The following is a 17,665-nucleotide window of genomic DNA, read 5'->3' on the forward strand; positions in this document are numbered from 1 at the left end:
TTGTGCTAGGAGACTATCGGATCGCAGGGCGTCGCGCATCGGAAATCGCGGCCAGTGTCGAAGCGGGCGTCGGATCGGGCGCCCTGGAGCCGGGAACGTTGTTGCCGCCGATGCGCGAGCTGGCCGGCGAACTGGAGGTGAACCCCAACACCGTGGCCGCCGCGTACCGGACCCTGCGCGAGCGCGGGGTCATCGAGACGGACGGGCGGCGCGGCAGCCGGGTACGGCACCGGCCCGCGACCGCTCCGCGCCACGCGCTGCGGATGGCCGTACCGGAAGGGGTGCGCGACGTCGCGCAGGGCAATCCCGACCCGGACCTGCTGCCCCCGCTGGACGGGCCGCTCGCGGCGGCGGCCCGCCGGTACGCCGAGGCGCCGACCCTGTACGGGCAGGATCCCGTGGCCCCCGAACTGGCGCTCCTCGCCCGGGCCGGCTTCGAGGCGGACGGGGTCCCGGCCGGGGCGATGGCCGTGACCTCGGGCGCGCTGGACGGGATCGAGCGGGTGCTGGCCGCGCACCTGCGGCCCGGTGACGCGGTGGCGGTCGAGGACCCGGGCTGGGGGAGCGTGATGGACCTGGCGCCCGCCATGGGCCTGCGGGTGCTGCCGGTCGCGGTCGACGACGAGGGGCCCAGGCCGGAGGCGGTGGCCCGGGCGCTGGCCGAGGGTGCCAAGGCCCTCGTCGTGACGGCCCGCGCGCAGAACCCGACGGGGGCGGCGGTGAGCGCCGAACGGGCCGCGGCCCTGCGGGAGCTGCTGGCGCCCCATCCGCAGCTGCTGGTCGTCGACGACGACCACGGTCACGGGATCGTCGATCTTCCGCTGTACGCGCTGAGCGGCGCCACCCGGCACTGGGCGCTGATCCGCTCGACGGCGAAGGCGTACGGCCCCGACCTGAGGCTGGCCGTCCTGACGGGCGACGGGGTGACCATGGACCGGGTCCGCGGCCGGCAGGGGCTGGGGCCGGGCTGGGTGAGCCGGCTGCTCCAGTACGCGGTGGTGGAACTGTGGACCACCGGCGCCGTGGACCCGGCCGCGGTGGCGGCCTCGTACGGGGCGCGGCGGGACGCGCTGGTCGCGGCGCTGGCGGAGCGGGGGGTACGGGCGCACGGGCGGAGCGGGATGAACGTGTGGGTGCCGGTGGCCGACGAGACGGCCGTGGTGACGCGGCTGCTCACGGCGGGCTGGGCGGTGTCGGCCGGCGCCCGGTTCCGGGTGGACTCGCAGCCGGCGGTACGGATCACCGTCTCCGGCCTCGCCCCGGCGGAGGTCCCCGAGCTCGCCGACGCGGTGGCGGCGGCGGTGCGGCCCGTGCTCGGCGGGCGCCGGGACTGACGCGGCCACCGGCGCGACCGGCCCCGCCGCACGCGGCGGCGGGGCCGGTCGCCGGTAGCCGGGCGGCGGACCTCAGCCGCGCTTGCGGGCTCCGGGGCGGGCCTGGGTGAGGGCCGCGCCGGCCAGGACGACGGCCGCGCCGACGGGGGTGTTCCAGTGGAGCTGCTCCCCGAGGACCATGACGCCCGCGGCGGTGGCGATCACCGGGATGAAGTACGTGACCATCTGGGCGGTCGTCGGACCGACCTCCGTCACCAGCCGGTACTGCATCTGCAGGGCCATGCCCGTGCCGAGGGCGCCCAGCGCGACCACCGAGAGGGTCGGCCACAGCGGGAACGAGGCGGGTGCCGAGGTGAACACGGCGCTGACGGCGGCCAGCTGGACGGCCGAGACCAGGAGCTGGGCCCCGGTGAGCGCCACCGGGGAGCCCGGAACGGACGCCAGGGTGCGGCGGACGTAGATCCAGCCGATCGGGTAGCAGAGCGCGGCCAGCAGGGCGAGCGCGGTGCCCTTGGCGTCGACCCCGGCGAAGCCCTGCCAGGCGCCGAGCACGGTCAGGACGCCGACGAAGCCCAGGCCCAGACCCGCGAAGCGGCGTCGCGTCGGGCGGTCCTCGGACAGGGCGACCAGGGACAGGGCCATGCCCCACAGGGGCGAGGTGGCGTTGCAGATCCCGGCCAGGCTCGACGGGATGCTCAGCTCGGCGTAGGCGAACAGCGAGAAGGGGACGGTGTTCAGCAGCACCGCCGCGACCGTGAGGTGGCCCCAGGTCCGCAGTCCGCGGGGCAGGGGCTCCCGGCGTACCAGCAGGACGGCGAGGAGGGTCAGTGCCCCGAAGAGGACCCGGCCGAAGGCGACCTGGAAGGGGGCGTACGCCTGCGTGCCGACCTTGATCAGGAGGAAGCTGAAGCCCCAGACCACCGAGAGGACGGCGAAGCGCAGGCGCCAGTCCAGGCCGGTTCCGGTGGCGGGACCGGTTCCGGGAGCGGCGACGCGGGTGACGGACGGGCCGCCGGCCTTCGCTGCGGCCGTGCCCGGGGCGGCCGTCGTCGGGGCGGGGGAGGAGGAGGTGGAGGTGGGGCGGGAGGGTGCCGATGCGCTCATGTGGCTTACTCTCCTGCGCGCGACTTCGTAGGACAAGCGAGAGTTCGTGGGGGTGACGGCGTAGCATCGCTTACATGTTGAACCTGGAGCGCCTGCGCACCCTCGACGCCCTCGCCCGCCACGGCTCGGTCAGCGCCGCCGCGGGCGGACTCCACGTCACCACGTCCGCCGTCTCGCAGCAGATGGCCAAGCTGGAGCGGGAGGTCGGGCAGCCCCTCCTGGCCAAGAGCGGCCGCGGGGTCCGGCTCACGGACGCGGGGCGGCTCCTCGCGGACCACGCCGCCCGGATCATCTCCCAGGTGGAGCTCGCCCAGGCCGATGTGGAGGCTCAGCGGGGCTGCGCGGTGGGGGAGTTGCGGATCGGGGCCTTCCCCACGGCCATGCGCGGACTGCTGCCCCGGGCCCTGTCCTCCCTGCGCGCGGGCCACCCCGAACTGCGCGCCCTCGTAAGGGAACGGGAACCCGAGGAGAGCATGGCCGCCGTCGTGCGCGGGGACCTCGACATGGCCCTGGCCATCGACTGGCACAACAAGCGCATGCCGGTGCCGGCCGAGCTGACCCGTACCCACCTCCTGGACGACGGCGTCGACATCGCGGTCCCGGCCGGACACCCGCTGGCCGGCCGGGACGGGATCTCCCTCGCGGACTTCGCCGACGACGACTGGATCTCCTGGAACGAGGGGCAGTTCTGCCACGAGTGGCTGGTCTTCACCCTGCGCGGGACCGGCATCGAGCCGCGCATCGCCCACATCGCCGAGGAGCACCACACCCAGCTCGCCTTCGTGGAAGCCGGGCTGGGCGTGTGCGTGACGCCCCGGCTGGGCCGCGGGCCCGTGCCGCCCGGGGTGCGGCTGCTCCCGGTCTGCGACGCCGTACGACGCCACGTGTACGCCGTCTGGCGGGCGGACGCCGGTCGCCGCCCCTCCATCCGCGCCGCGGTCGAGGCGCTCCACGAGGCGGCGGCGCTCGTCTAGAGCCCTGTCGCGGCCCGCGCCGTCAGATCTTGCGGAAGTCCCAGGACACCACCGACTCCGGTGTGAGCCGGATCCAGGCGTGGCGGCCGTCGTGGGGCATCTCCTCGATCCCGAAGTTCTTCACCGGGAAGAGCCGTTCCGCCTTGGCCAGCTCCGGGCAGGGCTCGCCGGTCCGGGGGGCCTCGCCGACGAAGACGGCGCTGCCGGACAGCTCCACGCCGCGCAGTTCGTCGTACGACTCGCCGGAGTCCACGACCACCGAGATCCGCGGATCGGCGCGCAGGTCGGACCAGCGCCGGCTGCGCGTGATCGAGTACAGCCACAGCGACTTCCCGTCCCAGGCGAACCACAGCGCGCCGACGTGCGGACGTCCGTCCGGGGCGACCGTGGCCACCCGGCACGTGCGCTGTTCGCGCAGGAAGGCGTCCACCTCCCCGTCGGTCATCATGATGCGGCGCCCCCGCCGCTGGGTCCCGTCCATCCGCCCCACGCCCCTTCACATCTGACTGTGTGTCAGGAATCATGAGGGCTCTTCCGTCGCCACGCCAGGGGGAGCCATGCCGGATCTCGATCCCGCCACCAGCGCGCTGCTCACCGTCGAGTGCCAGAACGGCGTCGTCGGCGAGGAGAGCGCCCTGCCCGAGCTGGCGAAGGAGGCCCGCGACTCCGGCATGCTGGCCCGGGTGGCGGCCCTGGCCGACGCCGCGCGGGGGGCCGGCGTACAGGTGGTGCACGCGGTCGCCGAGCGGCGGCCGGACGGGCGGGGGGCCAACGCCAACGCGCGGCTGTTCCGGGCCGCCGGGAAACTGCCGGTGCGCCAGCTGACCGGAACCCGGGCGGTGCAGATCGCGGCACCGATCACCGTGGCCGACCGCGACCTCGTGGTCCGCCGGCTGCACGGGCTCTCCCCGATGGCCGGCACCGACCTCGACGCGCTGCTGCGCAACCTCGGCGTCCGCACCCTCGTCGTCACCGGGGTCTCCTCCAACATCGCGATCCCGAACACCGTCTTCGACGCCGTGAACCTCGGCTACCAGGTGGTCGTCCCGGCGGACGCCATCGCCGGGGTCCCCGCCTCCTGCACCGCCGAGGTGATCCGCAACTCCCTCGCGCTGGTCGCGTCCGTCACCACGACCGAGGCCCTGCTGGAGCGCTGGGGGCCCGCGCGCTGACGGTGCCTCGGAAGGCGGACCGGGGCCGCCGGATAGCCTGGGCGGATGCTCACAGAAGTGATCGCGACCCGCTACGTCACGCCCCTGCGCGAGGGCGGCTCGCTCCCGGGGATCGTCGAGGCCGACGACCTCGGTACCTACGTCATGAAGTTCACCGGTGCCGGCCAGGGCCGCAAGACCCTCGTCGCCGAGGTCGTCTGCGGACGCCTCGCCCAGCGCCTCGGCCTGCGCGTACCGCGCCTGGTGCAGATGCAGCTCGACCCCGTCATCGGGCTCGGCGAGCCGGACCAGGAGGTCCAGGAGCTGCTGAAGGCCAGCGGCGGGCTGAACCTCGGCATGGACTACCTGCCGGGCTCGATCGGCTTCGACCCGCTCGCCTACCGGGCGGATCCGGTCGAGGCGGGCCGCGTGGTCTGGTTCGACGCGCTGATCAACAACGTCGACCGGTCCTGGCGCAACCCCAACCTGCTGGTCTGGCACGGGGACCTGTGGCTCATCGACCACGGCGCCACGATGATCTGGCAGCACAACTGGCCCACCGCCCCGGCCGCCTCGGCCAAGCCCTACGACGCCTCCGACCACGTCCTGGCCTCCGCGGGCCCGGACATCGCCGCTGCCGCCGCCGAGCTCGCCCCGCTCGTGACCGAGGAGCTGCTCACCGAGGTCGCCGCCGACGTCCCCGACGAGTGGCTGGTCGACGAGCCGGGCTTCGACTCCGCCGACGGGGTCCGCCGCGCCTACGTGGAGGCGCTGCTGCCGCGCGCGGCCACGATCCACGAGAGGATCTCGCTGGAGGCGCGGGTGAAGGCTCCGTCGGGTCCGCCCGGCTGGCTCACCGACCACCTCCCCGAATGGCCCCACAAGATCAACAAGAAGACGAGCGACGACCAGTGACCAAGCGGGACGTGTTCGAGTACGCGCTGGTGCGCGTGGTGCCCAGGATGGAGCGCGGCGAGTGTTTCAACGCCGGCGTCATCGTCTACTGCCGGGCGCGTTCGTACGTCGCCGCGCGCACCCACCTCGACGAGGCGAAGCTCCTCGCCCTCGACCCCGGCGCCGACGTGGCCGGGGTCCGGGCGGCCCTGTACGGGGTCGAGGGGCTGTGCGCGGGCGGCGAACGGGCCGGGCAGGCGGCCGACGGCGACGCGGGCCGGCGGTTCCGCTGGCTGATCGCGCCGCGCAGCACCGTCGTCCAGCCCGGCCCGGTGCACACCGGCCTGACGGCCGACCCGGAGGCCGAGGTGGAACGCCTCCTGGACCTGCTGGTCCGCTGAACGGCCCGCCGGTTCCCCCGCCTGCGGCCCGGCCCGGGCGACCGGCGCCGGACGCGGGCGGGAGCGGCGCGCACCACGCCCCGGGAGGGCCCCCGTTGACACCGGGTGCCAGGGCTCCTAGCGTCTCCTCAGCTGAAGCTACTAAGCGGTTGCTCACCTCAGGGCGGCCGTCTCTCAAGGGCGAGGAGATCCAGCATGTCCACCACCGAGCAGCGCGTCGCGATCGTGACCGGGGCGGCCCGGGGCATCGGCGCGGCCACCGCCGTGCGTCTGGCCGCCGAGGGCCGCGCGGTCGCCGTACTCGACCTCGACGAGGCGGCCTGCAAGGACACCGTGGAGGCGATCACGGCGGCCGGCGGCAAGGCCCTGGCGGTCGGCTGCGACGTCTCCGACAGTGCCCAGGTGGAGGCGGCCGTCGAACGCGTCGCGAGCACGCTCGGCGCCCCGACGATCCTGGTCAACAACGCGGGCGTGCTCCGCGACAACCTCCTCTTCAAGATGAGCGACACCGACTGGGACACCGTCATGAACGTGCACCTGCGCGGTGCGTTCCTGATGGCGCGGGCCTGTCAGAAGTACATGGTGGAGGCCAAGTTCGGCCGCGTCGTGAACCTGTCCAGCAGCTCCGCCCTCGGCAACCGGGGCCAGGCCAACTACGCCACAGCCAAGGCCGGCCTGCAGGGCTTCACGAAGACCCTCGCCATCGAGCTCGGCAAGTTCGGCGTCACCGCCAACGCCGTCGCCCCCGGCTTCATCGTGACCGAGATGACCGCGCAGACGGCCGCCCGGGTCGGCATGGACTTCGAGGAGTTCCAGGCCGCGGCGGCCACCCAGATCCCGGTGCAGCGCGTGGGCCGCCCGGACGACATCGCCAACGCGATCGCCTTCTTCACGAGCGAGGCCGCGGGCTTCGTCTCCGGCCAGGTCCTGTACGTGGCCGGCGGCCCCCTCAACTGACCGGACCACGAGAGACAGGGCGTACGTCATGACCGACAACGGCATCGACAGCGGCAAGGTCGCGCTCATCACCGGCGCGAGCCGGGGCATCGGCTACGGGATCGCCGAGGCGCTGGTCGCCCGGGGGGACCGGGTCTGCATCACCGGACGCAGCGAGGACGCGCTCAAGGAGGCCGTCGAGCGGCTCGGCGCGGACCGGGTGATCGGCGTCGCCGGCAAGGCGCACGACGAGGCCCACCAGGCCGTCGCCGTGGAGCGCACGATGGAGGCCTTCGGCCGCTGCGACTTCCTGATCAACAACGCGGGCACCAATCCGGTCTTCGGGCCGATCGCCGACCTGGACCTCGGCGTCGCGCGCAAGGTGTTCGAGACCAACGTGATCTCGGCGCTCGGCTTCGCCCAGCGCACCTGGCACGCCTGGCAGAAGGAGAACGGCGGTGCGATCGTGAACATCGCCTCGATCGCCGGGGTCTCCGCCTCGCCCTTCATCGGGGCCTACGGGATGAGCAAGGCCGCCATGGTCAACCTCACCCTCCAGCTCGCGCACGAGATGGCACCCGGGGTCCGGGTGAACGCGATCGCCCCCGCCGTGGTGAAGACGAAATTCGCGCAGGCGCTCTACGAGGGCCGCGAGCAGGAAGCCGCGGCGGCCTATCCGCTCGGCCGGCTCGGGGTCCCCGCGGACATCGGGGGCGCCGCCGCATTCCTGACATCTGCACAAGCGGAATGGATCACAGGACAAACTCTCGTCGTCGACGGAGGAATCTTCCTCAATGCCGGAGTCGGCTGACCGATATCCGGACGCATTTGCCTCCCCCGGGGAGGCAAATGCGTGCCGAATGTGCATGTAATCGGTCAAGTGCCTCACGAAACCTGCCCATTGGATTTGTGATGCACTGCGGTAGGGTCTGCCGCACCCCTGGCTGATCGAGGAGCGTGCACGTGTTCAACCGGACCAGATGCCTGCGGACCACTGCAGCCCTTGCGTCCATATCCCTGCTCGCCGGATGCGGTCTGCTTTCGGACGACGGCGGCGACGAGTCGAAGCGGATCGTGGTCGGCACGACGAGCGCGCCGAGCCACCTCGACCCCGCCGCGGCCTGGGACGGCTCCTGGGAGCTGTACCGGAACATCTACCAGACCCTGCTGGCGTTCCCCACGGGCAGCACCAAGCCCCAGCCGGACGCCGCCCAGAGCTGCGAGTTCACCGACTCCGCGAACCAGTCCTACCGCTGCACCCTGCGCAAGGGCCTGAAGTTCTCCGACGGCGAGCCGCTCGACTCCAAGGCCGTCAAGCACTCCCTCGACCGGATCCGGAAGATCAACCACAAGTTCGGACCCAACGGACTCTTCAACAGCCTGGACAAGATCGAGACGCCGGACAACCTCACCGTCGTCTTCCACCTGAAGACCTCCGACGCGACCTTCCCGTACGTGCTCGGCTCGCCGGCCGCCTCGCTCGTCGCGCCCAAGGACTACCCGGCCGACAAGGTGCGCGAGGACGGCAAGATCACCGGTTCCGGCCCCTTCGTCCTCACCTCGTACAAGGAGGGCGGCGAGGCGGTCCTCGGCCGCAACGACAACTACGCGGGCTTCGCCAACCGCCGCAACGACGGCGTCACGATCCGCTACTTCTCGGACTCCAAGCAGATGGTCGCGGCCCTGAAGGACAAGGAGATCGACGCGACCTACCGAGGCCTGTCCGCCGCGGAGATCAAGGACCTCCAGAGCCCCGCCTCGCACAACGCCGGGGTCCAGGTCGTCGAGAACGTCGGCGCCGAGATCCGCTACCTGGTCTTCAACCCCCAGGACCCGCAGGTCAACAAGCTCCCGGTGCGCCAGGCGATCGCCCAGATCATCGACCGCGGCGCGATCGTCTCCAAGGTCTACCAGGGCACGGCCGAGCCGCTGTACTCGATGGTCCCCAAGGGGGTCGTCGGCCACAAGACGCCGTTCTACGACATGTACGGCCAGTCGGACGTCGGCAAGGCCAAGAAGATCCTCCAGGCCGCCGGGATCAACCAGCCCGTCGAGCTGACCTTCTGGTATACGACCGACCGCTACGGCGCCTCGACGGCGGACGAGTTCACCGAGATCAAGCGCCAGCTGGACGAGAGCAACCTCTTCAAGGTCACCCTCCGCGGCCAGCCCTGGAAGGCCTTCCAGGAGGGCTACAAGAACCGCGAGTACCCGGTCTTCGGCCGAGGCTGGTTCCCCGACTTCCCGGACCCCGACAACTTCATCGCCCCGTTCGTCGGCAAGGACAACGCGGTCGGCACCCCGTACGAGCCCGGCGAGATCCTCAACGAGCTCCTCCCCAACTCGCGCCGCGAGGGAGACCGCGCGGCCGGCGTCAAGCAGTTCGAGAAGGCCCAGCAGATCTTCGCCCAGGACGTCCGCCTGCTGCCCCTGTGGCAGGGCAAGCTCTACGTCGGAGCCCGCGAGGACATCGCCGGCGCCGAGCGGGCCCTGGACCCGCAGACCGCGATGCAGATGTGGGAGCTGTACCGCAAGACCAGCTGGTGACGGCCGCCGGAGGGCAGCCGGGCCGCGGAGATGTCAGTGGCCCCCGGTAGGTTCTGAGGAGTTGCACGAACTTGTACCGGAGGTTGTCGACGTGACCCAGATGCTGCCCGAGTCCTGGCTCCCCGTTCTCGGCGGGGAGCTGGACCAGCCCTACTTCAGGGAACTCACCGAGTTCGTCGAGAAGGAAAGGGCGAACGGGCCGGTCTACCCGCCCCGCGAGCAGGTCTTCGCGGCCCTGGAGGCCACGCCGTTCGACAAGGTGAAGGTCCTGGTCCTCGGCCAGGACCCGTACCACGGCGCCGGCCAGGGCCACGGCCTGTGCTTCTCCGTGCAGCCCGGGATCAAGACCCCGCCCTCGCTGCGCAACATCTACAAGGAGATGAAGGAGGAGCTCGGCCTGCCGGTCCCCGACAACGGGTACCTGATGCCGTGGGCCGAGCAGGGCGTCCTCCTGCTCAACGCCGTCCTCACCGTCCGCGAGGCCGAGCCCAACTCGCACAAGGGCAAGGGCTGGGAGAAGTTCACCGACGCCGTGATCCGCGCGGTGTCCGAGCGCCCCGACCCCGTCGTCTTCGTGCTCTGGGGCGCCTACGCCCAGAAGAAGATCCCGCTGATCGACGAGGAGCGGCACGTCATCGTCAAGGGCGCCCACCCCTCGCCGCTGTCGGCCAAGAAGTTCTTCGGCTCCCGCCCCTTCACGCAGATCAACGAGGCCGTCGCCGCCCAGGGGCATGAGCCGATCGACTGGCGCATTCCCGACCTGGGCTGACGCCACCCCGCGCCTCGGCGCCTGAGGGGGCGCCTCCGGCTAGCTTCTTGATGACCGGGCCGTACCAGGCCCGGCGGAGCAAGCCGGAGGCCGCGTTGACCGAGCAGCAGGAGGCGTCGGAGGACGCCGTCATGACCAGGATCGGCCAAGCGGTCATCCTGCTGCACGCCGGCGACCGCGAGGAGGCCCGCAACCGCCTCGGGGAGATCTGGTCCGAGATCGGCGAGGACGGCGACTCCCTCCACCGGTGCACCCTGGCGCACTACATGGCCGACGCCCAGGACGACCCCGCCGACGAACTGGCCTGGGACCTGCGCGCCCTGACCGCAGCCGAGGGGCTCGGGGAGCGGCTGCCCGAAGCACCCCCCGGACCGCGCCCCGGGGACCGCCCCGAACGCCGCGAGCCGCAGCGGGCGGTGCGCGTCTTCTACCCCTCGCTGCACCTCAGCCTCGCCGCCGACTACGTCAAACTCCGGCGCCCCGAGGCCGCCCGCGTGCACCTGGCACGGGCCCGGGCCGCCACCGGGGCCCTGTCCGACGACGGCTACGGCAACGGGGTGCGGGCCGCCATCGCCCGGCTGGAGCGGCGCCTCGCCACGGAGCCGGACGAGACCCCCAGACCGTTCCCCGAACAGTCCCCGTAGCGCCGTAGCGCCGTAGCGCCGTAGCGCCGGGTCCGTACGGGGGCGTGCGGGCCCGGCGCGTTGCCCGGGCTCAGCCTCCGTGGACGCCCGCGCAGATGCGGGCCTCCGGGCTGTCCGGGTGCCAGCGCCCGTGCCGGCGGCCCAGCGCGCACACGTCGGCGGGCCGGACCGGCAGCTCCCGCACCAGCTCGCGCGGCACCTGTGCGTCCGGCCGGGCCGGGTGCGGGCGGCCCGCGGGATGTTCCCGGGCGTGCCGCGCGGGCTTCGGCGGCTCCGGGATGTCGGGAACCGGCGGAACCGCCTCCGTGTGCCCGGCGGGCGCCACCGGGGCCCCGGTGCGCGGCGCCGCCGCCCTGCGGGACGCGGCCGGCGCCGACGCGTGCGCGGCCCCGTCCGGCACCGTACGCAGCGCCTCCAGGGCGGGCGCCTGGACGACCACGGGCAGCGCCCCCGGCCCGCCGCGCGGCAGGTGCTGCGGCGGCAGCCCCGCCGAGGGCGGCGCGGCCGGCATGGCCGGCGCCGGGTTCACGTTCACACAACCGGAGACGGCCGAGACGGCACAGGCCACTCCGAGCAGCAGTTTCGTAGAGGTTCGGGTTGGATGCACCCGCGCAACTCTGCTGTGCGAGGACCCCGTTGCGAAAACCCTGGGCGGATAATGCCCCCGCACGGGTGACGGCCAGCCGGACAGGGCCGGGCGCGCGGTGCCGGCCGGCACCGGCCCGACGCGGCCCGCCGGGCCGGTTCGGCCTCGGTCCGCCGGACCCGTTGGGCCGGGTCAGGCCGGTGATCCTCGGCGAACGCGGGCCCCGACCACCAGGGATTAAGCTCGGGGTTCCCACAAGGAACACAACTGGAGGCTCCCGGTGAAGGTCGGCGTCATCGGACTCGGCGACATCGCGCAGAAGGCGTACCTGCCGGTCCTCACCACTCGCCCCGGAGTCGAGCTGCACCTGCAGACCCGCACCCCCGCGACGCTGGAGCGGATCGGCGGGATCCACCGCGTTCCCGCCGGGCACCTGCACACCACGCTCGACGCCCTGCTCGCCCAGGACCTCGACGCCGCCTTCGTGCACGCCCCGACGGCCGCCCACCCCGAGATCGTCGGACGGCTGCTGGAGGCGGGCGTGCCCACGTACGTGGACAAGCCGCTGGCCTACGAGCTGGACGCGTCGCGGCGCCTGGTGGAGCTGGCCGAGGAACGCGGGGTCAGCCTCTTCGTCGGCTTCAACCGCCGCCACGCTCCCGGCTACGCGCAGTGCGCCGACCATCCGCGCGAGCTGATCGTCCTCCAGAAGAACCGGGTCGGGCTCCCCGAGGACCCGCGCACGCTCGTGCTCGACGACTTCATCCACGTCGTCGACACGCTGCGCTTCCTGCTGCCCGGCGAGGCCGACCACGTCGACGTGCGGGCCGTGGTCCGCGACGGGCTGATGCACCAGGTCGTCCTCCAGATGTCGGGCGACGGGTTCACCGCCCTCGGCATCATGAACCGGCTCTCCGGCTCCACCGAGGAGGTCCTGGAGGTCTCCGGGCAGGACTCCAAGCGCCAGGTCGTCAACCTCGCCGAGATCATCGACCACAAGGGCCAGCCGACCGTCCGGCGGCGCGGGGACTGGGTGTCCGTGGCCCGCCAGCGCGGGATCGAGCAGGTCGTCGACACCTTCCTGGAGGCGGTGGAGACCGGCAGGACGCTGAGCGCCCGGGACGCCCTGCTCACCCACGAGCTGTGCGAGCGGGTGGTCCTGACGGCTCTGGAGCAGGCCTCCCGGACCTGACCGCCCGGACTCCCAGGACCGCGCAGTACACCGCCAGCACGGTCAGGGCGGCGCCCGCGGGCCAGTTCCCGAAACGGACGTAGGGGGTCGTGCCCCCGGCGAGCGGCACCTCGTACACCGCCGCCCCGGCGGCCGAGGTGGGCAGGGCCGGGCCGGTCCGCGCGCCCGACGGGCCGTGTACCGCGCTCACCCCGGTCAGGGTGGCGTGCACCACCGGGCGGCCCGTCTCGGCCGCCCGCAGGGCCGCGAGCGAGGCGTGCTGGGCCGGGGCCCAGCTCTCCTGGAACGTCGAGGTCGCCGACTGGGCCACCAGCACCGCGGCCCCCTCGCGGACCAGGTGCCGGCTCATGTCGGGGAAGGCCGACTCGAAGCACACCAAGGGCCCGACGCGGGTGCCCCCGGGCAGTTCCATGACCACCGGGGCCGCGCCGCGCATCCGGTCCTCGCCCGCCGCCTTCCCGACCGAGGTGGCCCAGCCCAGCACGGAGCGGGCCGGTACGTACTCCCCGAAGGGGACCAGCCGCATCTTGTCGTAGCGCTCGCCCGTGGGCCCCTGGGGGCCGATCAGCAGGGAGCTCTTGTATATCCCGGGCCGGTCCGAGCGGCGGGCGTCCACGTTGACCAGCAGCGGGGCCCCGACCTCGGCGGACAGGGCGCCCAGTCGGCGCGACAGGTCGGGCCGCGCCGCCAGGTCCGCGCCGACGCTGCTCTCCCCCCACACCACCAGGTCCGGGTGCGCGCCGGCCAGGGTCCGCGTCAGCCGTTCCTCCGCGTCGAACCGCCGCTCGGCGCCGTCCGCCCCGCCCACCACGCCCGGCTGGACGACGGCCACCCGCAGCGCGCCCGTCACCTCGGGACGCGGCAGCCACAGCCACACGGCCCCCGTCAGTACCGCGCACCCCGCCACGGAGGCGACCGCCGGAGCCCGCGCCGCCGGAGCCGCGATCAGCAGCACCACCGCACAGTTCAACGCCACCACCAGCAGGCTCACCAGCCACACCCCGCCCACCGAGGCGAGCCGCAGCGCCGGCGGCACCTGCCACTGGCTCGCCCCCAGCAGCCCCCACGGCCCGCCCAGCCCCTGCCAGGACCGGACCAGCTCGGACAGCAGCCAGCCCGCCGGTACGAGGACCAGCGCGGCTCCCGCCCGCCCCGCCGCCGGCGCCCCGCCGAGCAGCTCCCGCACCAGCAGGGCCCAGGGGATCCAGAGCAGGCCCAGCAGCGCGGCCAGCGGTACCAGGAACACGTGCAGGCTGGGCAGCAGCCAGTGGTGCACGGCCACGATGAAGCCCGCGCCCCCGAGCCAGCCCTCCAGGGCCGCGCGCCGCCCGCTGGGAGCCGAGCGCAGCAGCAGCATCCAGGGCACGAGGGCGACGTACGCGAACCACCACAGGCCGGGGGCGGGAAAGGCGAGGCAGGGCAGCGCTCCGGCGGCCACCGCGGCCGCCGCGCGCTGCCACCTGGTCCGCTTCGTGAGCATGGGGCGCCTCCGCTTCCAGTGTGGGACGGCATCCGACGGGGCGCGGCTCAGGCCGAGACGTGGCGCCACTTCTCGTGCACCGTGACCCCGGTGAGCCGCCAGCCGTCCCGGGTGCGGGCCAGGGTGAAGGCGTAGCGGCCGGCGGCGACGAAGTTGGGGGAGGTGACCGTGCCGTCGTACTCCTCCCCGGCGAGCCGCATCGGGTTCAGGAAGTCCGCACGGACCTGCGCCGAGTCCCCGGGCCCGCCGCCCTCCTCGGCGAGCCGGACCAGCCGGTTGACGATGAGGTGCTGGCGCACCGGGAACAGCTTCATCGTCTCCGCGAGCCAGTCCGCGACCTCCCCGGCCGGGCCGGCGATCCCGCCCGCCGCCGTGTAGTCGGCCCGGCCGCCGGGCACGAAGAGGGCGCGGTAGGCGGCCCAGTCGCCGTCGTCGACGGCCACCGCGTAGCCGGAGACCACTTCGTCGATGGCCAGCCGGTCCATTACCGTCGCGAGGTCCACACGCTGCGTCATCGGGTCAGTGTGGGGCTGCGCGCGCCCGGGGCCAAGGGGCGTGCGCCGGAAGGATCACCCGAGGACGGTCAGTGACCGGAAAGCACCTCCCGCTGGCGGACCACGACGAGGAACGCGTCGCTGTCGAGGTCCATCACCACCTCCGCCGGAACGCCCTCGCGCTTGCGCTGCGCGGCGTACTCCTCGGCCGGCCAGCTTCCCCTCGGACTCCCCGCCGGAAAACGCTCCAGTACCACACGGCGCATGGGACACCCCCTCTTGCCTGCCGGGTCCCTCCCGGCACACCTCTCTACGGGGACAACGACGCGGAGGCCGCCCGGGAACGTTCCCGGACGGCCTCCGATTCACGCGAAGCGGTGAGCGTACGACCCGCTAGTGCCGGTCACGGCACTAGGAGCCCGACTCGCCGGCGTGCGGGCTCAGCACGCCCGTGCCGATCAGCACGAACAGTGCGATGCCCAGCAGGATGCGGTAGATCACGAACGGCATGAAGCTCTTGGTGGAGATGAACTTCATGAACCACGCGATGACGGCGTACCCGACGAAGAAGGCGATCACCGTCGCGAAGACCGTCGGACCCCAGGAGATGTGGGTCGGGTTCTCCATCACGTCCTTGATCTCGAACGCGCCCGAGGCCAGCACGGCGGGGATCGCGAGGAGGAACGAGTAGCGGGCGGCCGCCTCGCGGGTGAAGCCCAGCAGCAGACCGCCGGAGATCGTCGCACCGGACCGGGAGACGCCGGGGATCAGCGCCATCGCCTGGCAGAGGCCGAAGATCAGGCCGTCCTTGACGCCCAGTTCCTTCAGCGTCTTGCGCTGGACGACCACGCGGTGCCGGCCGCCCTCCTCGTCGCGCGAGGCCAGCCAGTCGGCGAAGCCGAGGACGAGACCCATCACGATCAGGGTGGTGGCCGTCAGCCGCAGGTCACGGGCCGGACCTGTGATCTGGTCCTTGAAGGCCACGCCGAGGACGCCGATCGGGATCGAGCCGACGATCACCAGCCAGCCCATCTTGGCGTCCTGCTCGGAGCGCAGGGCCTTCGTGTACAGGGAACGGAACCAGGTGGAGACGATCCGCGCGATGTCCTTGCGGAAGTAGATGAGGACGGCGGCCTCGGTGCCGATCTGGGTGATGGCCGTGAAGGCCGCACCGGGGTCGTGCCAGCCGGCGAACGCCGCGGTCAGCCGCAGGTGGGCACTGGAGGAGATCGGGAGGAACTCCGTAAGCCCCTGGACGAGACCGAGGATTAGGGATTCGAACCAGCTCATGTCGGGGTGCGCTCGTCCTTGTGATCGTCGGGCAGTTCGGGTCCGATGCTAGGGCCCGTGGGAAGCGACCGTGACCACAGGGGGGTGCTGGGGCGTCAGCTCGCAGGTGGCGGCCGGTGCCAGCCGGTGCCGCTTGCGCCAGGCGACGGCCGCGGCGACCGTCCCGGACACCGCGATGAACCCGAACGAGACGAGGAACGCGGGCGATCCGGGGGAGGACGCGCTGGCCCCCGCGATCACGTAGGCGGCGGTGTTGGGAACCGTGCCGAGCGCCGTCGCGCCCAGGAACGGGAGCCAGCCGCAGCGCGAGACCGCCGCGATGTAGTTGGCCGCGGCGAAGGGGACCCCGGGGAAGATCCGCACCGCGAGCATGGAGCGGAAACCGTGCCGGCTCAGCTGCGCGTCGGCCGCCTCCAGCCAGCGGCCGCGAAGGTAGGGACGCAACGCCTCCTGGCCCATGGCCCGGCCCAGGCCGAAGGCCAGCCCGGCACCGACCACCGTCCCGCCCACGGCCGCCACCAGCCCGAACTGGGCACCGAAGACCGCCCCCGCCGCCAGGTTCAGCAACGGCCGGGGCACGAACGCCGCCGTGCACAGCCCGTACGCTCCCGCGAACAGCAGCACCCCCGTCCCGACCGGGAGCTCCGGGGGCCAGCCCTGCGAGAGCAGCCGCTGGGGCTCGTACAGCACCACGCACACCCCGGCCGCGAGCAGCATCAGGACGAGCAGCGACAGCCGGGTCCACGGTGCGAGGAGGAGGGACATTCCGGGAGACTAACCGACCCGTACGGCGCACCGCCGTAATCCAGGCCTCATGCGGGCGAACATCCGGCCGCGGGAACGGGCCCCGGAGGCACCCCCCCCCGGAGGTGGTGACGGCGGCCCGCCTGCGTCAGACTGCCGTCACCACACGGGCGGGACACGGCGGGCGGAACGGGGGCGGGCATGAGCGGCGACACGGCGCTGGTACTGGGCGGCGGAGGGCTCACCGGCATCGGCTGGGAGACCGGCATCCTCTACGGGCTCGCCCGCGAAGGCGTCGACCTGTCGACCGCCGACCTCGTCGTGGGCACCTCGGCCGGCTCGGTGGTGGGCGCGCAGCTCACCTCCGGACTGCTCACCCCGCAGCAGCTGTACGAACGGCAGCTCGGCGATCCCGCCGGGGAGGCGACGGCGAGGTTCGGGGCCGGCCTGCTGGTCCGGCACGCCGTCGCCATGGCCCGCTCCCGGAACGCCGCGGACTACCGCAGGCGGATCGGCGCGCTGGCCCTCGCCGCCGACACCGGCGCGGAGGCCACGCGCCGCGAGGTGCTGAAGGCCCGCCTCGTCTCGCACGAGTGGCCCCGGCGGCGCCTCGTCGTCACCGCGGTGGACGCGCTGAGCGGGGAACTGACCGCCTTCGACCGGGAGAGCGGCGCGGGCCTCGTCGACGCGGTCTCGGCGAGCTGCGCCGTACCCGGGGTGTGGCCGCCGGTGACGGTCGACGGCCGGCGGTTCATCGACGGGGGGATCCGCTCCGCGACCAACGCGGACGTCGCCGCCGGATACCGGCGCGTGGTGATCATCGCCCCGATGACGCTCGGCACCGCGATGATCCCCTCGCCCGCCGCACAGGCCGAGCGGCTGCGCGCGGCGGGTGCGCGGGTGGCGCTGATCACCCCCTCCGCGCAGGCCCGCAAGGCCTTCGGGCGCAACGTCCTGGACCCGGCACGCCGCGATCCGGCGGCCCGGGCGGGCCTGGCCCAGGCCGCCGGGCACGCGGCCGAGGCGCAGGCGGTCTGGGGCGCCTGACCGGCGGCCCGACAATGGTGGGGTGAGCGACGAACAGATCCCGGTGATCCGGGACGTGGACCAGGGCACCGCCAAACT

Annotated in this window: 20 protein-coding genes; 12 read left to right on the forward strand and 8 right to left on the reverse strand. The window is 73.2% G+C overall.

Annotation, left to right across the window (positions count from 1 at the left end; all coding sequences use genetic code 11):
- Window positions 1-2: 2 nt before the first annotated feature.
- Window positions 3-1,334 (forward strand): aminotransferase class I/II-fold pyridoxal phosphate-dependent enzyme, encoded by a 1,332-nt coding sequence (locus tag AC07B0_RS04435; RefSeq protein ID WP_478896734.1) that lies wholly within the window; start codon window positions 3-5, stop codon window positions 1,332-1,334.
- 72 nt (window positions 1,335-1,406) lie between these two features.
- Here the strand turns inward: AC07B0_RS04435 and AC07B0_RS04440 are convergent, their stop codons facing one another.
- Window positions 1,407-2,438: a DMT family transporter gene (locus tag AC07B0_RS04440; protein ID WP_478896736.1), complete on the reverse strand. Its 1,032-nt coding sequence runs from the start codon at window positions 2,436-2,438 to the stop codon at window positions 1,407-1,409.
- Between the two features lie 74 nt (window positions 2,439-2,512).
- On the opposite strand from AC07B0_RS04440, the gene AC07B0_RS04445 reads away from it, so the two are divergent.
- On the forward strand, window positions 2,513-3,412 hold the full coding sequence (locus tag AC07B0_RS04445; protein ID WP_356877737.1) for a LysR family transcriptional regulator: 900 nt from the start codon (window positions 2,513-2,515) through the stop codon (window positions 3,410-3,412).
- A 22-nt stretch (window positions 3,413-3,434) separates the two neighbouring features.
- On the opposite strand, the gene AC07B0_RS04450 is transcribed toward AC07B0_RS04445, so the two are convergent.
- Complete coding sequence (locus AC07B0_RS04450; protein WP_478896738.1) at window positions 3,435-3,893, reverse strand: pyridoxamine 5'-phosphate oxidase family protein; 459 nt, start codon at window positions 3,891-3,893, stop codon at window positions 3,435-3,437.
- Window positions 3,894-3,969: 76 nt separating this feature from the next.
- Between AC07B0_RS04450 and AC07B0_RS04455 the strand changes: the two genes are divergently transcribed.
- From AC07B0_RS04455 to AC07B0_RS04490, 8 genes are all read left to right on the forward strand, one after another.
- On the forward strand, window positions 3,970-4,584 hold the full coding sequence (locus AC07B0_RS04455) for a cysteine hydrolase family protein (protein ID WP_478896740.1): 615 nt from the start codon (window positions 3,970-3,972) through the stop codon (window positions 4,582-4,584).
- A gap of 45 nt (window positions 4,585-4,629) precedes the next feature.
- Window positions 4,630-5,478 carry a HipA family kinase gene (locus AC07B0_RS04460; protein WP_356877740.1) on the forward strand — a complete coding sequence of 283 codons (849 nt, stop codon included), beginning with the start codon at window positions 4,630-4,632 and terminating at the stop codon, window positions 5,476-5,478.
- Window positions 5,475-5,858, forward strand: a complete 384-nt coding sequence (locus AC07B0_RS04465; protein ID WP_356877741.1) for a DUF3037 domain-containing protein — start codon at window positions 5,475-5,477, stop codon at window positions 5,856-5,858. Before AC07B0_RS04460 ends, AC07B0_RS04465 begins: the two co-directional genes overlap by 4 nt.
- 195 nt (window positions 5,859-6,053) lie before the next feature.
- The gene (gene fabG, locus AC07B0_RS04470) at window positions 6,054-6,815 is read left to right on the forward strand and encodes a 3-oxoacyl-ACP reductase FabG (RefSeq protein ID WP_356877742.1); all 762 of its coding nucleotides are present in this window, start codon (window positions 6,054-6,056) and stop codon (window positions 6,813-6,815) included.
- Between the two features lie 28 nt (window positions 6,816-6,843).
- Window positions 6,844-7,605 (forward strand): SDR family oxidoreductase, encoded by a 762-nt coding sequence (locus AC07B0_RS04475; RefSeq protein WP_356877743.1) that lies wholly within the window; start codon window positions 6,844-6,846, stop codon window positions 7,603-7,605.
- A gap of 152 nt (window positions 7,606-7,757) precedes the next feature.
- A complete protein-coding gene (locus tag AC07B0_RS04480; RefSeq protein ID WP_356877744.1) occupies window positions 7,758-9,341 on the forward strand; it encodes an ABC transporter substrate-binding protein in 1,584 nt (527 codons plus the stop codon).
- A gap of 100 nt (window positions 9,342-9,441) precedes the next feature.
- Window positions 9,442-10,110, forward strand: coding sequence for a uracil-DNA glycosylase (locus tag AC07B0_RS04485; protein ID WP_356877835.1), 669 nt, complete (start codon window positions 9,442-9,444; stop codon window positions 10,108-10,110).
- A 95-nt stretch (window positions 10,111-10,205) separates the two neighbouring features.
- Window positions 10,206-10,754, forward strand: coding sequence for a hypothetical protein (locus AC07B0_RS04490; RefSeq protein ID WP_478896742.1), 549 nt, complete (start codon window positions 10,206-10,208; stop codon window positions 10,752-10,754).
- A 70-nt stretch (window positions 10,755-10,824) separates the two neighbouring features.
- Here AC07B0_RS04490 and AC07B0_RS04495 read toward each other — a convergent pair whose 3' ends face one another.
- On the reverse strand, window positions 10,825-11,361 hold the full coding sequence (locus tag AC07B0_RS04495; protein WP_478896744.1) for a hypothetical protein: 537 nt from the start codon (window positions 11,359-11,361) through the stop codon (window positions 10,825-10,827).
- A 259-nt stretch (window positions 11,362-11,620) separates the two neighbouring features.
- Between AC07B0_RS04495 and AC07B0_RS04500 the strand changes: the two genes are divergently transcribed.
- Window positions 11,621-12,532 (forward strand): Gfo/Idh/MocA family protein, encoded by a 912-nt coding sequence (locus AC07B0_RS04500; RefSeq protein WP_469377739.1) that lies wholly within the window; start codon window positions 11,621-11,623, stop codon window positions 12,530-12,532.
- On the opposite strand, the gene lnt is transcribed toward AC07B0_RS04500, so the two are convergent.
- From lnt to AC07B0_RS04525, 5 genes are all read right to left on the reverse strand, one after another.
- The gene (lnt, locus tag AC07B0_RS04505; RefSeq protein WP_356877748.1) at window positions 12,471-14,012 is read right to left on the reverse strand and encodes an apolipoprotein N-acyltransferase; all 1,542 of its coding nucleotides are present in this window, start codon (window positions 14,010-14,012) and stop codon (window positions 12,471-12,473) included. The genes AC07B0_RS04500 and lnt overlap by 62 nt on opposite strands.
- A 47-nt stretch (window positions 14,013-14,059) precedes the next feature.
- A complete protein-coding gene (locus tag AC07B0_RS04510; RefSeq protein ID WP_478896746.1) occupies window positions 14,060-14,527 on the reverse strand; it encodes a nuclear transport factor 2 family protein in 468 nt (155 codons plus the stop codon).
- 68 nt (window positions 14,528-14,595) lie between these two features.
- Window positions 14,596-14,772: a hypothetical protein gene (locus AC07B0_RS04515; protein WP_356877750.1), complete on the reverse strand. Its 177-nt coding sequence runs from the start codon at window positions 14,770-14,772 to the stop codon at window positions 14,596-14,598.
- 145 nt (window positions 14,773-14,917) lie between these two features.
- Window positions 14,918-15,796 (reverse strand): undecaprenyl-diphosphate phosphatase, encoded by an 879-nt coding sequence (locus tag AC07B0_RS04520; RefSeq protein ID WP_356877751.1) that lies wholly within the window; start codon window positions 15,794-15,796, stop codon window positions 14,918-14,920.
- Between the two features lie 48 nt (window positions 15,797-15,844).
- Window positions 15,845-16,561 (reverse strand): TVP38/TMEM64 family protein, encoded by a 717-nt coding sequence (locus AC07B0_RS04525; protein WP_356877752.1) that lies wholly within the window; start codon window positions 16,559-16,561, stop codon window positions 15,845-15,847.
- 180 nt (window positions 16,562-16,741) lie between these two features.
- Here AC07B0_RS04525 and AC07B0_RS04530 point away from each other — a divergent pair, with 180 nt between their 5' ends.
- Window positions 16,742-17,587 carry a patatin-like phospholipase family protein gene (locus tag AC07B0_RS04530; protein ID WP_356877753.1) on the forward strand — a complete coding sequence of 282 codons (846 nt, stop codon included), beginning with the start codon at window positions 16,742-16,744 and terminating at the stop codon, window positions 17,585-17,587.
- Window positions 17,588-17,665 lie beyond the last annotated feature (78 nt).

This window comes from Streptomyces sp. NPDC044704, assembly GCF_056433525.1.

Coding starts and splice junctions, on each gene's coding strand:
- AC07B0_RS04440 (WP_478896736.1), bottom strand. CDS start 2,438: ATGAGCGCATCGGCACCCTCCCGCCCCACCTCCACCTCCTCCTCCCCC.
- AC07B0_RS04445 (WP_356877737.1), top strand. CDS start 2,513: ATGTTGAACCTGGAGCGCCTGCGCACCCTCGACGCCCTCGCCCGCCAC.
- AC07B0_RS04450 (WP_478896738.1), bottom strand. CDS start 3,893: ATGGACGGGACCCAGCGGCGGGGGCGCCGCATCATGATGACCGACGGG.
- AC07B0_RS04455 (WP_478896740.1), top strand. CDS start 3,970: ATGCCGGATCTCGATCCCGCCACCAGCGCGCTGCTCACCGTCGAGTGC.
- AC07B0_RS04460 (WP_356877740.1), top strand. CDS start 4,630: ATGCTCACAGAAGTGATCGCGACCCGCTACGTCACGCCCCTGCGCGAG.
- fabG (WP_356877742.1), top strand. CDS start 6,054: ATGTCCACCACCGAGCAGCGCGTCGCGATCGTGACCGGGGCGGCCCGG.
- AC07B0_RS04475 (WP_356877743.1), top strand. CDS start 6,844: ATGACCGACAACGGCATCGACAGCGGCAAGGTCGCGCTCATCACCGGC.
- AC07B0_RS04485 (WP_356877835.1), top strand. CDS start 9,442: ATGCTGCCCGAGTCCTGGCTCCCCGTTCTCGGCGGGGAGCTGGACCAG.
- lnt (WP_356877748.1), bottom strand. CDS start 14,012: ATGCTCACGAAGCGGACCAGGTGGCAGCGCGCGGCGGCCGCGGTGGCC.
- AC07B0_RS04510 (WP_478896746.1), bottom strand. CDS start 14,527: ATGACGCAGCGTGTGGACCTCGCGACGGTAATGGACCGGCTGGCCATC.
- AC07B0_RS04515 (WP_356877750.1), bottom strand. CDS start 14,772: ATGCGCCGTGTGGTACTGGAGCGTTTTCCGGCGGGGAGTCCGAGGGGA.
- AC07B0_RS04520 (WP_356877751.1), bottom strand. CDS start 15,796: ATGAGCTGGTTCGAATCCCTAATCCTCGGTCTCGTCCAGGGGCTTACG.
- AC07B0_RS04525 (WP_356877752.1), bottom strand. CDS start 16,561: ATGTCCCTCCTCCTCGCACCGTGGACCCGGCTGTCGCTGCTCGTCCTG.
- AC07B0_RS04530 (WP_356877753.1), top strand. CDS start 16,742: ATGAGCGGCGACACGGCGCTGGTACTGGGCGGCGGAGGGCTCACCGGC.